11 protein-coding genes, 2 tRNA genes, 1 riboswitch and 1 other annotated feature are annotated in these 13,852 nt (G+C 48.3%); of the genes, 11 read left to right on the forward strand and 2 right to left on the reverse strand.

What is annotated here, in order from left to right:
* Positions 1–154 precede the first annotated feature (154 nt).
* Genes AOA56_RS01535 through aspS form a run of 5 tightly spaced genes read left to right on the forward strand, consistent with a single transcriptional unit; the run spans position 155 to position 7,698 of the window.
* A complete protein-coding gene (locus AOA56_RS01535; protein ID WP_024732960.1) occupies positions 155–2,473 on the forward strand; it encodes a RelA/SpoT family protein in 2,319 nt (772 codons plus the stop codon).
* A 19-nt stretch (positions 2,474–2,492) separates the two neighbouring features.
* A complete protein-coding gene (locus AOA56_RS01540; RefSeq protein WP_053768795.1) occupies positions 2,493–3,125 on the forward strand; it encodes an MBL fold metallo-hydrolase in 633 nt (210 codons plus the stop codon).
* Between the two features lie 8 nt (positions 3,126–3,133).
* Positions 3,134–4,600, forward strand: a complete 1,467-nt coding sequence (gene hemZ / locus AOA56_RS01545) for a coproporphyrinogen dehydrogenase HemZ (protein WP_024732959.1) — start codon at positions 3,134–3,136, stop codon at positions 4,598–4,600.
* Complete coding sequence (hisS, locus tag AOA56_RS01550; RefSeq protein ID WP_053768796.1) at positions 4,591–5,865, forward strand: histidine--tRNA ligase; 1,275 nt, start codon at positions 4,591–4,593, stop codon at positions 5,863–5,865. Before hemZ ends, hisS begins: the two co-directional genes overlap by 10 nt.
* A 24-nt stretch (positions 5,866–5,889) precedes the next feature.
* Positions 5,890–7,698 (forward strand): aspartate--tRNA ligase, encoded by a 1,809-nt coding sequence (aspS, locus tag AOA56_RS01555; RefSeq protein ID WP_024732957.1) that lies wholly within the window; start codon positions 5,890–5,892, stop codon positions 7,696–7,698.
* 101 nt (positions 7,699–7,799) lie between these two features.
* Here the strand turns inward: aspS and AOA56_RS01560 are convergent.
* Positions 7,800–7,872, reverse strand: a tRNA-Gly gene (locus AOA56_RS01560).
* Between the two features lie 26 nt (positions 7,873–7,898).
* Positions 7,899–7,971 (reverse strand) — tRNA-Gly (locus tag AOA56_RS01565).
* A gap of 166 nt (positions 7,972–8,137) precedes the next feature.
* On the opposite strand from AOA56_RS01565, the gene AOA56_RS01570 reads away from it, so the two are divergent.
* The 6 genes from AOA56_RS01570 to ilvN all read left to right on the forward strand — a co-directional run bounded on the left by AOA56_RS01570 (position 8,138) and on the right by ilvN (position 13,792).
* On the forward strand, positions 8,138–8,770 hold the full coding sequence (locus tag AOA56_RS01570) for a pentapeptide repeat-containing protein (protein WP_024732956.1): 633 nt from the start codon (positions 8,138–8,140) through the stop codon (positions 8,768–8,770).
* A 106-nt stretch (positions 8,771–8,876) separates the two neighbouring features.
* A riboswitch (THF riboswitch) is annotated at positions 8,877–8,974 on the forward strand.
* 69 nt (positions 8,975–9,043) lie between these two features.
* On the forward strand, positions 9,044–9,610 hold the full coding sequence (locus AOA56_RS01575) for a folate family ECF transporter S component (RefSeq protein ID WP_034594686.1): 567 nt from the start codon (positions 9,044–9,046) through the stop codon (positions 9,608–9,610).
* A 24-nt stretch (positions 9,611–9,634) separates the two neighbouring features.
* Positions 9,635–10,483, forward strand: a complete 849-nt coding sequence (thyA, locus tag AOA56_RS01580) for a thymidylate synthase (RefSeq protein WP_053768797.1) — start codon at positions 9,635–9,637, stop codon at positions 10,481–10,483.
* 18 nt (positions 10,484–10,501) lie between these two features.
* Positions 10,502–11,014 carry a dihydrofolate reductase gene (locus AOA56_RS01585; RefSeq protein WP_024732953.1) on the forward strand — a complete coding sequence of 171 codons (513 nt, stop codon included), beginning with the start codon at positions 10,502–10,504 and terminating at the stop codon, positions 11,012–11,014.
* Positions 11,015–11,058: 44 nt separating this feature from the next.
* Positions 11,059–11,310, forward strand: a binding site (T-box leader).
* 235 nt (positions 11,311–11,545) lie between these two features.
* Positions 11,546–13,264 carry a biosynthetic-type acetolactate synthase large subunit gene (gene ilvB / locus AOA56_RS01590; RefSeq protein WP_053768798.1) on the forward strand — a complete coding sequence of 573 codons (1,719 nt, stop codon included), beginning with the start codon at positions 11,546–11,548 and terminating at the stop codon, positions 13,262–13,264.
* An 18-nt stretch (positions 13,265–13,282) separates the two neighbouring features.
* Complete coding sequence (ilvN, locus tag AOA56_RS01595) at positions 13,283–13,792, forward strand: acetolactate synthase small subunit (protein ID WP_024732951.1); 510 nt, start codon at positions 13,283–13,285, stop codon at positions 13,790–13,792.
* Positions 13,793–13,852: the final 60 nt, after the last annotated feature.

The following is a 13,852-nucleotide window of genomic DNA, read 5'->3' on the forward strand; positions in this document are numbered from 1 at the left end:
AAAAGAGAAGGATACGGCCAGGTCATACGAAAAATGGATTCTTGCTTTGCTTTACACTTTTTTGAAATAATGATATACTAAAAAATATATTCCAAAAAACGACATGATATTTGAGAGTAAAGCGGGAGAAAAACAGGAAAAGGAGGGGATTGATATGGCAGAAAAAATCAGACCGGAAGAAGTGACGACGGAAGTCCGCCAGGGACTGCGGATTGTAGACGGTCATGCGGTCAAAGAGCCTGAAGATTATCAAGATCCGGATGAACTGTACCAGTATCTGATCGGGCATATTCGTAAATATCATCCATCGGCAGATGTTTCGATGATAGAGAAAGCGTATGAGCTGGCGAGTAAGGCACATGCAAATCAGTTCAGAAAATCCGGGGAGGCATATATCATTCACCCCCTGTGGGTTGGAATTATCCTTGCACAGTTGGAGATGGATAAGGAGACAATCGCTGCCGGCATCCTGCACGACGTGGTAGAGGATACCGAAGAGACGAAGGAGGATATTGCCAGAGATTTCGGGGAGGATGTGGCCCTTTTGGTGGATGGCGTTACCAAGTTAGGGCAGCTTTCTTATTCCTCGGATAAGCTGGAGATGCAGGCGGAGAATTTAAGGAAGATGTTCCTTGCTATGGCAAAGGATATCCGGGTTATTATCATCAAGCTGGCGGACCGGCTTCATAATATGCGGACACTCCAGTTTATGAAACCGGAAAAACAAAAGGAAAAGGCAAGGGAGACAATGGATATCTACTCTCCCATTGCCCAGAGACTTGGTATTTCCAAGGTCAAGACCGAGCTTGATGATCTGGCGTTGAAATATTTGCACCCGGAGGTTTTTTACGACCTGGTGCAGCAGATCAACGAGAGAAAGACTGAGCGGGAAGAGTTTGTGGCACAGATTGTAAAAGAAGTCTCCCAGCATATGGAGAACGCCAATATTCAGGCAGAAGTCAATGGCCGTGTGAAGCATTTCTTCAGCATTTATAAAAAGATGGTAAACCAGGATAAGACCGTGGATCAGATTTACGATCTTTTTGCGGTGCGTATCATCGTGAATACAGTTAAGGATTGTTATGCGGCCCTGGGAGTGATCCATGAGATGTATACGCCGGTACCTGGACGCTTTAAGGACTACATTGCCATGCCAAAGCCCAATATGTATCAGTCACTTCACACCACACTGATGAGTACTGTAGGACAGCCGTTTGAGATCCAGATCCGGACGAAAGAGATGCACAAGACAGCAGAGTATGGTATTGCGGCTCACTGGAAGTATAAGGAGTCCAACGACGGGAAAAAGAATATCAAGGCGCAGGAGGAGGAGAAGCTGAACTGGCTCCGCCAGATTCTGGACTGGCAGAAAGATATGTCGGATAACCGGGAGTTTTTAAGCCTAATCAAGGGAGACCTGGATCTGTTTGCTGAAGATGTCTATTGCTTCACGCCAAACGGCGACGTTAAAAATTTACCAAACGGGTCGACACCGATTGACTTTGCCTATGCCATCCACAGTGCGGTAGGTAATAAAATGGTAGGTGCAAGAGTGAATGGAAAGCTTGTGAAAGTGGATTATAAAATCCAGAACGGAGACAGAATCGAGATCCTGACCTCCCAGAATTCGAAAGGACCAAGCCGGGACTGGCTCAATATTGTCAAGAGCACCCAGGCGAAGAATAAGATCAACCAATGGTTTAAGAAGCAGTTTAAGGAAGAAAATATCATTCGTGGGAAAGAGATGCTGGTCTCCTACTGTAAGTCCAAAGGATTGGAACAGGGCAATCTGCTGAAGCCAAAATATCAGCAGATCGTACAGCAGAAATATGGTTTTAAGGACTGGGATTCTGTCCTGGCGGCTATCGGGCATGGAGGACTCAAAGAAGGCCAGATTGTAAACCGCCTTGCGGATGAGTACAATAAAGATCACAGACAGGAGATTACGGATGAGGCTGTTCTGGAGAAAGTAGCGGAGGCATCAAAGAATGTAGTTCACATTGCCAAATCCAAGAGCGGAATCATCGTCAAAGGGATTGACGACATGGCGGTACGGTTTTCCAGGTGCTGTAATCCACTTCCGGGAGATGAGATTGTGGGTTTTGTGACGAGAGGCAGGGGGCTTACGATCCATCGGACGGACTGTATCAACGTCCTGCACCTGACGGAGAGGGAGCGGGCAAGACTGATTCCGGTGGAGTGGGAGGCAGATGCTGATGAGGCTTCCGAAGGCAAGTATTTTGCGGAGATCAAGATGTATGTCGAGGATAAGCCCGGGACGCTGATGGAGATCTCGAGAGTCTTTACGGAAACAGAGATCGATATTAAGACGATGAATGTCCGCACAAGTAAGAAGGGCGTTTCTACTGTGGAGATGGGCTTTGTCGTAAGAGGCAAAGAAGAGATGGGACGTCTGATCGGCAAGCTCAGACAGATTGAAAATGTGATTGATATAGAAAGGACAACAGGCTAGAGGCCGGAAAGAGGACCAAATGAAGATAGAGACGTTTGTAACAGGGATTATCGGCACAAACACATATGTTGCGTACAATGAGACTACAAAGGAGGCCGTACTTGTGGATCCGGCCGCCTGTACAAAGAAGTTGATGCACTTTATTGAGGAGGAGGGACTTTCCATGAAGGCAGTCCTCCTGACTCACGGCCATTTTGACCATATTATGGGGATCGATGGTTTCCGCAAGGTTTATGATGTGCCGGTCTATGTGGGAGAGAAAGAAGCGGGATTGATTACTGACGCCCACTGGAACCAGTCCGATATCTATACGAAGGGCTATACTTTTTCTGAGGCGGTCTATGTACAGGACGGGAAGATTCTTCGGCTTGCGGGATACGATTTCCAGGTGTTTTTCACACCTGGACATACACCGGGGGGAGTCTGCTATTATGTTGCGTCGGAAGGGATTTTGTTCAGTGGCGACACACTGTTCCACCATTCGGTTGGACGGACGGATTTTGAGGGCGGCAGTATGTCAGATCTTGTGCGGGGCATCGAGGATAAGCTTTTGCCGCTGCCGGATGAGACGAAAGTCCTGCCGGGACATATGGATGCTACGACGATCGGTGAAGAGAAGAAATACAATCCATTTCTGAGAAGACATGTGTAGGAGAAATCATAATGAAGCTGACATGTAATGATACTTTATATACTTATGATGCGTATCATCTGTTGAAAGCTTTTTATCCGGACGAAGAAATCGAACAGCAGGTAGACGAGGAGCAAGAGTCACAGATCAGAATTGAATCAGACTGTGATTCTTGTTTTTGCGTCACGCTGGCCGGCGAGAAAACAGAGCTTTTGCAGATGGACAGAGGAGAGAAAAAACATCTGGCAGTCCGTTCGCTTTATGAAAAGCTGTGCAGAGCCACGAAAAAGAGCCTGCCCTGGGGGAGTCTGACCGGTGTGCGCCCGACTAAGATGCTGATGCAGAAATTAGAAGAGGGAGTACCGGATGACAGGATTTTGGACTGGATCACAAAGGAGCACTTTGTTTCCGGGGAGAAAGCCAAACTAGGGCTTGACATTGCCAAGCGGGAAAAAAGGCTTCTTTCCCGGTTAGACTATGAGAATGGATACAGCCTGTATATTGGGATACCATTCTGTCCGACGACCTGTTCGTATTGTTCTTTTACATCCTACCCGATCAGTCAGTATCTGGAGAAGACAGATGCGTATCTGGAAGCCCTCTGTAAGGAACTGTCCTATATTGCTGCAGTTTCCAGGGAGAAAAAGCTCAATACGATCTACCTTGGCGGTGGGACTCCAACATCTCTTAGAGCTGATCAGTTGGACAGACTTTTCACCCATCTGGAAAAACAGTTTTCCTATGAGCATCTTCTGGAGCTTACCGTGGAGGCAGGCCGTCCGGACAGTATTACGAGGGAGAAGCTTAAAGTGCTCAAAAGGCACGGGATTGGGCGGATTTCCGTCAACCCGCAGACGATGCAGCAAAAGACACTGGATCTGGTTGGAAGACGGCATACAGTGGAGGATGTGATTACGACATTTCGTGTGGCAAGAGAACTTGGATTTGACAATATCAATATGGATCTGATTGCAGGTCTTCCTGGGGAGACGCCGGAGGATATGGAAGACACCCTGACAAAGGTCCAGGCACTTGGCCCGGACAGCCTGACGGTACATGCTCTTGCCATCAAGCGTGCTTCCAGGCTTCGGCAGGAGCAAAGAAGCGGGGAGGGATTTACCGGGCATACAGCAAGCGCCGGGGATCTTACCGCAATGATTGACGCGGCTTACCGCTGTGCAGGCGAGATGGGGCTTGTGCCGTATTATCTGTACCGACAGAAAAATATGGCGGGGAATTTTGAGAATGTCGGATATGCAGAGGTTGACAAAGCGGGAATTTACAATATACTAATTATGGAGGAAAAGCAGTCCATTGTGGCGGCCGGAGCAGGCGCTTCTACGAAGATTGTCCTCCCCAAAGCCGTCGAGATGCCGGGTAGCAAAAAGCACAAGATGACGAATCTGATCCGCATTGAAAATGTGAAGCAGGTAGACGAGTACATCGCCCGGATCGATGAGATGATAGAGCGAAAAGGAGAATGGCTATGGCATTAAAGAAAAAACCGGTCACCGGAATGAATGACATGCTCCCACGGGAGATGGAGATCCGGGACTATGTGATACAGATGATTAAGGATACATACCGTACCTTTGGATTTTCCGCGATTGAGACTCCATGTGTGGAGCATATCGAAAATCTTCTCAGTAAACAGGGAGGAGAGAACGAGCAGTTGATCTTTAAGATCTTAAAGCGTGGGGCAAAGCTGAATCTGGAGACAGCAAAGACGGAGTCAGATCTGGTAGATGGAGGGCTGCGCTATGATTTGACACTACCACTGTCCCGTTATTATGCTAACCACGCAAACGAGCTGCCGTCCCCATTTAAGGCGCTCCAGGTTGGAAATGTCTGGAGAGCAGACCGTCCGCAGAGAGGAAGATACCGCCAGTTTATGCAGTGCGATATCGATATTCTGGGCGAGCCGTCTAATCTTGCGGAGATAGAGCTGATCCTTGCTACCAGCACTTTGCTCGGAAAGCTGGATTTCAGACATTTTACGATCCGTATTAATGACAGACAGATTTTAAAGGCTATGGCTGGTTACAGCGGGTTTGCTAAGGAGAGCTTTGATGAGGTTTTCATCATTCTGGACAAGATGGATAAGATCGGTCCGGAAGGGGTGGAGATGGAGTTAAAAGAAGCGGGATATAAGGAGAACGTCGTAGATACCTACCTGACCTTATTTAAAGAAGTGACGAACGATCTGGAGGGAATCCACTACCTGAAAGAAAAGCTTGCCGGGTATCTGGAGCCGGAAGTGGCAGAGGGGCTTGAGACGATTATCTCCACCGTGGAGGAGACGAAGGAAGCGGACTTTGCGATGCGCTTCGATCCGACGCTTGTTCGGGGAATGTCCTACTACACCGGTACGATTTTTGAAATTTCCATGGACGAGTTCGGTGGATCTGTGGGAGGCGGCGGACGTTACGATAAGATGATCGGAAAGTTTACGGGACAGGATACCCCGGCCTGTGGATTCTCCATCGGATTTGAACGCATTGTCCTTCTGCTTTTAGAGAGCGGCTACCAGATTCCGACAAAGAAAGAGAAGAAAGCCTATCTGATTGAAAAAGGGATGCCTTCTGAAGGTGTGACCCGGATTTTAGCCCTTGCGAAGGAAGAGCGGGCAAAGGGATATCAGGTACTGGTTTCCAATATGAAGAAAAATAAGAAATTCCAGAAAGACCAGCTTGCACAGGACGGATATACCGATGTGAAAGAGTGTTTTGTACGGGAATTTGCGCCGCAGGGCGAGGAATAGAGCAAAAGAGATGGAGGAAGAGATATGGCAGAATCAATGAAGGGCCTGAAAAGAACGCACCGGTGCGCCGAGCTTACGAAAGGAAACATCGGGGAAACGGTCACCGTTATGGGATGGGTACAGAAGAACAGAAACAAAGGCGGGATTATTTTTGTGGATTTAAGAGACCGTTCCGGCATCCTGCAGTTAATATTTGAGAACGGCAGCATCGATGAGGAGGGATTTGAGAAAGCCGCGAAGCTTAGAAGTGAGTTCGTCATTGCGGCGGTCGGAACTGTGGAAGCACGTTCCGGAGCAGTCAATGAAAACCTGGTTACCGGAGAGATTGAGGTCCGTGTCAGGGAGATTCGGGTTCTCTCCGAGTCTGAGACCCCGCCATTCCCGGTCGAAGAGGACAGTAAGACCAAAGAAGAACTGCGTCTGAAATACCGTTTCCTTGATCTGAGAAGACCGGACATGCAAAGGAATCTCCTTATGAGGAGCCAGGTGGCGACGCTGACAAGACAGTTTTTGGCAGACGAAGGATTTCTGGAGATTGAGACGCCGACTCTGGTGAAGAGTACACCGGAAGGAGCCAGAGATTACCTGGTGCCAAGCCGTGTCCACCCGGGCAGTTTTTATGCGCTTCCACAGTCCCCTCAGACATTAAAACAGTTGTTAATGTGTTCCGGATGCGATCGCTATTTCCAGCTTGCCAGATGCTATCGTGATGAAGATCTCCGGGCAGATCGTCAGCCGGAGTTTACCCAGATCGATATGGAGCTTTCCTTTGTGGATGTAGACGATGTCCTGGATGTTAATGAAAGACTTCTTGCGCATGTGTTCAAGGAAGTACTGGATGTAGATGTTACCCTGCCGATTCCGAAAATAACCTGGCAGGAAGCAATGGACCGTTTTGGTTCTGACAAGCCGGATACCCGGTTTGGCATGGAACTTATCAATGTCAGTGAAGTGGTAAAGGGCTGTGGATTCGGCGTCTTTACAGGAGCATTGGATCAGGGCGGAAGCGTCAGAGGAATCAATGCCAAAGGGCAGGGGGCAATGCCGCGTAAGAAAATCGATAAACTTGTGGACTTTGCCAAAGAATATGGAGCGAAAGGGCTTGCCTACCTTTCGATTGCTGAGGATGGAAGTGTGAAATCTTCGTTTGCGAAATTTATGACAGAAGAGGAGCTGTCTGCTCTCATTCAGGCTATGGATGGACAGCCGGGGGATATTCTGCTTTTTGCGGCGGACAAAAATAAGGTTGTATGGGATGTGCTTGGAAACCTGCGTCTGGAGATTGCAAGACAGCTTGATCTTCTTGACAAGAGCCAGTACAACTTTCTCTGGGTAACGGAGTTCCCGCTTCTGGAGTGGAACGAGGATGAGAATCGTTTCGTGGCAATGCATCATCCGTTTACCATGCCGATGGAAGAAGATCTCCAGTATTTGGACAGTGATCCGGGAAGAGTCCGCGCCAAAGCTTACGATATCGTATTAAACGGTACGGAAATCGGCGGAGGAAGCGTCCGGATTCACCAGAATGACATTCAGACAAAGATGTTTGAAGTCATAGGATTTACAAAAGAGGAGGCCCAAGAGCAGTTCGGATTCCTGCTGAATGCGTTCAAATACGGAGTGCCGCCGCACGCCGGACTGGCATATGGGCTGGACCGTCTTGTTATGCTGATGGCAAAGGCGGACAGTATCCGTGATGTCATCGCGTTTCCAAAAGTAAAGGACGCATCGGATCTGATGCTCGAAGCTCCGTCCGAGGTTGCTGTGAAGCAGCTGGAAGAGTTGGGAATCGGTGTGCTGAAATCGGACAAAGTATCCGAGGGAGAAGCATAGAATCCTGCTTTGCAGGATTCTCCGCCTACGGCGGAGCGTTTTTTATTTTATAGGAACCAGTTTTCTACAAAAAAACACGGTTCCAAAGAACCGTGTTGAAGAGCGACAGACGGGGCTCGAACCCGCGACCCCGACCTTGGCAAGGTCGTACTCTACCAACTGAGCCACTGTCGCATACACTATGAAATTAGAAAAAGAAGAGCGACAGACGGGGCTCGAACCCGCGACCCCGACCTTGGCAAGGTCGTACTCTACCAACTGAGCCACTGTCGCTTATCAAAAGCTGTTCACTCGGAACAAAAATTATGATACTATAAGGAAAAGAAAATGTCAACAACTTTTTTGGAAAAATTTTGGCTTTCTGTATTAGTTCGGGAAACAGGGATGCGAGGATGGAAGAGCCGAACAGAGGATAGAGTGGAAGAAAGAGGGAAAAAGGATGGAGAAGATCAGGTGGAAAAAAAGGAAGATGGACGGATCAGATTTGCATGGACAGAATCTGGAGTGGGGAGATTTCACTGCAATCAGTTTTCGGAGCGCGGATTTTAAGAAGGCGAATCTTGTGAACTCCCGGTTCCGGGAGTGTGACTTTACCGGAGCTGATTTTCGGGGAGCTAATTTGCGGGGAGCGGATCTTAGAGGATGTATCCTTTGCTATGCTGATTTTAGAGAGGCGGATATTCGGCTTTGTGCTCTGGAAAATGCAGATCTGACACAAGCCAAGATGGATGAGACAACGCAGGGGTATGCAATGCGCTGCCCGGAAACAGGCGCCTTTGTAGCCTACAAGAAATGTGTTTATGACCGGATTGTCCAGCTTTTGATTCCGGCGGATGCCAAAAGAAGTTCTGCCACCGGGGCGGCCTGCCGCTGTGACAAGGCAAAGGTTCTCACGATTAAAAGCTTTGACTGTAGGCAGGAGTTTGACGAGGCATGGTCTTTGGTAGATGAAAACTTCGTCTACCGAAGGGGAGAGTGGGTCTATGCGGATGCTTTTACCGACGACCGCTGGAAAGATTCTACCCACGGGATCCATTTCTGGATGACACGGGAAGAAGCCATGGAATACTAAAACCAGAGAGTAAAGACGGGAAGCGATATGGAGGTGGCGGGAAAATCGTCAGAAAATGTCTTTACGATAAAAAGAGTTCGTGCTATAATCAAAAACGAAACGAACAGGCAGAGTAGAAATATGTGCGTTAAGTGCCATACGGACGGGGAGTTGCCGGTGGACGAAAAGAGTATTCTTGCGGTACATATTTTGCATCCCGCTGCTGCACATAGACAGAGAGCAAAATACCTGCTGTGCGTGGCAAAAGGACTACTGCAAAGGAGGTATATTTTTATGGAAAAAAGTAAGAAACTACGAGACATGTTCCGGGAATCACTTTCGGAGCTAAGAGACAGCCATACGATGGCAGTGATCGCCATGCTTCTGGCGCTGGCGGTTGTTTTGGCGATTTTTGGGACGGTGCAGGTGACTGATTTTTTAAAGATCGGATTTTCTTTCCTGCCAAATGAGATTGCGGCCATGTTGTTTGGACCGTCTGTCGGTGGAATTGTAGCTGGAGTAGCTGACATCCTGAAATATCTGGTGAAGCCTGTGGGGGCTTTTTTCCCCGGATTTACGGTCAGTGCAGTGGCAGGAGGTATTCTTTACGGGCTGATCCTGTATAAGAAGCCGCTTACCGTCTGGCGGATCGTGGCGGCGAAAGTGGTGGTTGCTATCCTTGTCAACACTTGCCTGAATACGTACTGGCTTACCGTCATGTACGGAAATTCTTTTGTGGCGCTTCTTCCGGCCAGACTGTTAAAGCAATTAGTGATGGTGCCGGTAGAGGCAGTGCTTTTTTACCTCGTAGCAAAGACACTAGCCAGGGCAAAAGTTTTTGCCTTGATGAAATCGCAATAAACATCTCAGAATGGAGGAAAGAAGATGAGTTATGCAGATCAGATATTTGTCCGTATGTGCAAAGACATTATCGATAACGGTACGAGTACGGAGGGAGAGAAGGTACGCCCGAAATGGGAGGATGGCGCCCCGGCCTACACAATCAAACAGTTCGCGGTGGTAAACCGATACGATCTCTCCAAAGAATTTCCGGCGCTGACCCTTAGGAGAACCGGGATCAAGAGCTGTACCGATGAGATGCTCTGGATCTGGCAGCGCAAGTCCAATAATATTCACGACTTAAAGCCCCATATTTGGGACAGTTGGGCGGATCCGGACGGATCTATCGGAAAGGCTTACGGATACCAGATGCAGGTAAAGCACCAGTACAAGGAGGGCATGATGGATCAGGTGGACCGGGTCATCTACGATCTAAAGCACAATCCGTACAGCAGACGGATTCTGACCAATATCTATGTACACCAGGATCTGCATGAGATGAATCTGTATCCGTGCGCGTACAGCATGACATTTAATGTGACAAAACAGCCGGAAAGCGATAAACTTGTCTTAAACGGTATTTTAAACCAGCGTTCCCAGGATGTGCTGGCGGCTAACAACTGGAATGTCTGCCAATACTCAGTGTTGATGCATATGTTGGCACAGGTGTGCGATATGCAGGTGGGGGCGTTTGTCCATGTGATTGCGGACGCTCATATTTACGACCGCCATATCCCGCTTGTGCAGGAGTTGATTCAAAGAGAACAGCATCCGGCACCGAAGTTCTGGCTGAATCCGGATGTGAAAGATTTCTATGATTTTACACCGGACGATGTACGCCTGGACGATTACGTGACAGGTCCGCAGATCAAGGATATTCCGATTGCGGTTTAGGAAATGGAGGAGACAAAGATGAATCTGATTGTTGCGGTAGATGAAAATTGGGCGATTGGAAACCGAAATAAGCTTCTGGTGAGTATTCCTGCTGATATGAAGTTTTTCCGGGAGATGACAAAGGGTAATGTTGTTGTCATGGGAAGAAAGACGATGGAGAGTTTTCCGGGGGGACAGCCTTTGAAAAAGAGAACGAATATTGTCTTGTCAAGGGATGAAAGCTATCAGGTGAAAGACGCCGTTGTCGTTCACAGTTTAGAAGAGCTTCTGGAGCAATTAAAGTCTTTTCCGGAGGAATCCATCTATGTCATCGGAGGGGAGAGCATTTACCGGATGCTGCTTCCATACTGCAAGGAGGCGTATATCACAAGGATCCGTCACAGCTATGCGGCGGATACCTATTTCCCGGATTTGGATGCGGATCCAGAATGGGAGCTGGAAGATGAGAGCGAGGAGCAGACATATTTTGACTTGGAATATGTTTTTACGAGATATAGAAGAAAACAGGCCGAGAAAAAGCTTGACAACTGATCCTGCCACCTCGTATAATGGCAGTAATTACTTTAACGAGACAGAGAAATGTAGTGACTGGGAGGAGTACCTCGCGACCGGATGCAAAGAGAGGAGACGGATGGTGGAAGTTTCCGTGAAGGCGGGTGGGAACTGGCCCACGAGCAGCGGACTGAAAGGGTTTTATTCCATAGAGGAAGTAAGATGTGAGTAGGCTCCGACGTGGTTCCGGCGTTATCGGAGACAGTATGGAAGTACTGGTTGAGTGCAGAGAGATTCTGAAGTTAGGTGGTATCACGGATTTATTCGCCCTAAGCATATGCTTGGGGCGTCTTTTTTATTTCATAGGGACTGCGTTCCTATGAAATAAAAAACGCTCCGCACGGATCGCACTGCGGCGGAGTAGAAGCTGCCGCTCAAGCGGCCCGCCGCAGGCGGAGAATCCTGCCAAACAGGATTTTTTATATTGCAGACGGATACGTATGGCAGAGTCGCTGTCTGACTCGGAAGCATGGCGGAGTTGGGGAAAGAAATGTAGAAGGAGGAAACGGCATGAGAAAGATCAGTGGAAATAAGCTTCTGGTAAAGGCTTTAAAAGAGGAAGGGGTGGATACGCTCTTTGGCTATCCCGGTGCATGTACAATAGATATCAGCGACGAGCTTTACAAACAGGGAGACATTAAGGTTATTCTCCCAAGACATGAGCAGGCACTTGTTCACGAGGCCGATGCCTATGCAAGATCCACTGGAAAAGTCGGCGTCTGTCTGGTGACAAGCGGACCGGGAGCAACGAACCTGGTGACAGGGCTTGCCACGGCCAATTATGACAGCGTACCTCTTGTATGCTTTACCGGGCAGGTGGCGCGTCATCTGATTGGAAACGATGCGTTTCAGGAGGTGGATATTGTAGGAATCACAAGGAGTATTACAAAGTATGGGGTGACGGTACACCGCAGGGAAGAACTGGGCAGGATCATCAAGGAGGCATTTTACATTGCACGCAGCGGGAAGCCAGGACCAGTGCTTGTAGATCTGCCAAAAGATGTGATGGGAGAGCTTGGATCTCCGGAATATCCGAAAGAAGTCAATATCCGAGGCTATAAGCCAAATACAAACGTTCATATCGGACAGCTTAAGAGAGCGGTCAAGCTTTTAAACCATGCGAAAAAGCCACTGTTTCTGGCAGGAGGCGGCGTCAATATCGCAGGAGCCAACGAAGCGTTTACAAAATTAGTGGAAAAGACGAAGATCCCGGTTGTGACGACGGTTATGGGAAGAGGAGCCATTCCGACAAATCATCCTTACTATGTGGCAAATCTCGGAATGCACGGTGCCTACGCGGCCAATATGGCGGTAGAAGAGTGCGATGTCCTCTTCTCCATCGGAACGAGGTTCAATGACCGGATTACAGGAAAGCTGCACGCCTTTGCTCCAAACGCAAAGATTGTCCATATTGATATTGATACAGCTTCTATCTCTAAAAATATCCACGTGGATGTACCAATCGTAGCGGATGCCAAAGAGGCGATTGAGAAGATGCTGGAGTATGCCGAGGAGAAGGATACAATAGAATGGATGAAGGCGATCGTCGGGTGGAGTAAAGAACATCCGCTGCGAATGAAAAGAAAAGGCAACAATTTGTTGCCTCAAGATATTATAGAGGGAATTAACTGTGTGTTCGAGGAGGGTATCCTCGTAACCGATGTGGGACAGCATCAAATGTTTGCGGCTCAGTATTCTGAGATTACGGAAAAGAAACGTCTGTTCATGTCCGGAGGACTTGGAACGATGGGATACGGATTTCCGGGCGGTATCGGAGCCAAGATCGGCAATCCGGATAAACCGGTTATTGTCATTTCCGGGGACGGCGGGATGCAGATGAACATTCAGGAATTTGCGACAGCAGTGTTAGAGGAGCTTCCGATCATAGTCTGCGTTCTTAACAATACTTACCTTGGGATGGTGCGTCAGTGGCAGAAGCTCTTCTACGGGAAACGATACGCCATGACGAACCTTCTTGCAGGGGCCGCACTTCGGAGAGGTGATGAGGAGCTTCCGAAATATACGCCGGATTTTGTAAAGCTTGCCGAGAGCTACGGAGCAAAGGGCATCCGTGTAAAGAAAAAGGAAGACGTGGAAACGGCGCTTCGGGCAGCAGCAGCCGAGACAAAGGTGCCGACCTTGATCGAATTTCTCATTGATCCGGAAGAAGTCGTATACCCGATGGTAAAGCCAAACGGAACATTACAGGAAATGCTGATGGACTGCTAAGATAAGGAGGATGGACAGATGAATGGAATGTTGAAAAAAAGATGGATCTCTCTTTATGTGGAAAACCAGATTGGTGTGCTTTCTAAGATTTCCGGGCTGTTTTCGGCAAAGTGTTATAATCTGGAGAGCCTTACAGTAGGACGGACAGAAGATCCGACAATCTCCAGGATGACAATAGAGACTCACTGTGACGAGGAGACATTTGAACAGATCAAAAAGCAGTTAAATCGCATGGTGGAAGTCATTAAGGTCATTGATTTTACGGATCTATCCGTCTGCATGAAAGAGATACTCTATGTCAAGATCCGTAAATGTACATTGGAGGATAAGACAGAGCTCTTTCAGATTGCACAGACTTTCCGGGCAGAAGTGATTGACTACGGTAAGGACAGTATGCTTCTGGAGTTTCTCCAGACAGCCACAAAAAACGATGCTGTGGTGAAGCTTTTACGGGAGGAATTTCGGGATGTGGAAGTTGTGCGTGGCGGAAGCGTTGGAATCGAAGCCATCAGTATGGCTGAGCGATAAAGGTAACAATTCGGCCATACGGCTCAGATTTGCAAGCTTGCTACAGACCAGATTGCTTCA

Source organism: Sellimonas intestinalis (assembly GCF_001280875.1).
GTDB classification, from domain to species: Bacteria; Bacillota; Clostridia; order Lachnospirales; family Lachnospiraceae; genus Sellimonas; species Sellimonas intestinalis.

Bases quoted from the DNA above. Each gene is read 5' to 3' on its own strand.
- AOA56_RS01535 (WP_024732960.1), top strand. From the start codon at position 155: ATGGCAGAAAAAATCAGACCGGAAGAAGTGACGACGGAAGTCCGCCAG.
- AOA56_RS01540 (WP_053768795.1), top strand. From the start codon at position 2,493: ATGAAGATAGAGACGTTTGTAACAGGGATTATCGGCACAAACACATAT.
- hisS (WP_053768796.1), top strand. From the start codon at position 4,591: ATGGCATTAAAGAAAAAACCGGTCACCGGAATGAATGACATGCTCCCA.
- aspS (WP_024732957.1), top strand. From the start codon at position 5,890: ATGGCAGAATCAATGAAGGGCCTGAAAAGAACGCACCGGTGCGCCGAG.
- AOA56_RS01570 (WP_024732956.1), top strand. From the start codon at position 8,138: ATGGAGAAGATCAGGTGGAAAAAAAGGAAGATGGACGGATCAGATTTG.
- AOA56_RS01575 (WP_034594686.1), top strand. From the start codon at position 9,044: ATGGAAAAAAGTAAGAAACTACGAGACATGTTCCGGGAATCACTTTCG.
- thyA (WP_053768797.1), top strand. From the start codon at position 9,635: ATGAGTTATGCAGATCAGATATTTGTCCGTATGTGCAAAGACATTATC.
- AOA56_RS01585 (WP_024732953.1), top strand. From the start codon at position 10,502: ATGAATCTGATTGTTGCGGTAGATGAAAATTGGGCGATTGGAAACCGA.
- ilvB (WP_053768798.1), top strand. From the start codon at position 11,546: ATGAGAAAGATCAGTGGAAATAAGCTTCTGGTAAAGGCTTTAAAAGAG.
- ilvN (WP_024732951.1), top strand. From the start codon at position 13,283: ATGAATGGAATGTTGAAAAAAAGATGGATCTCTCTTTATGTGGAAAAC.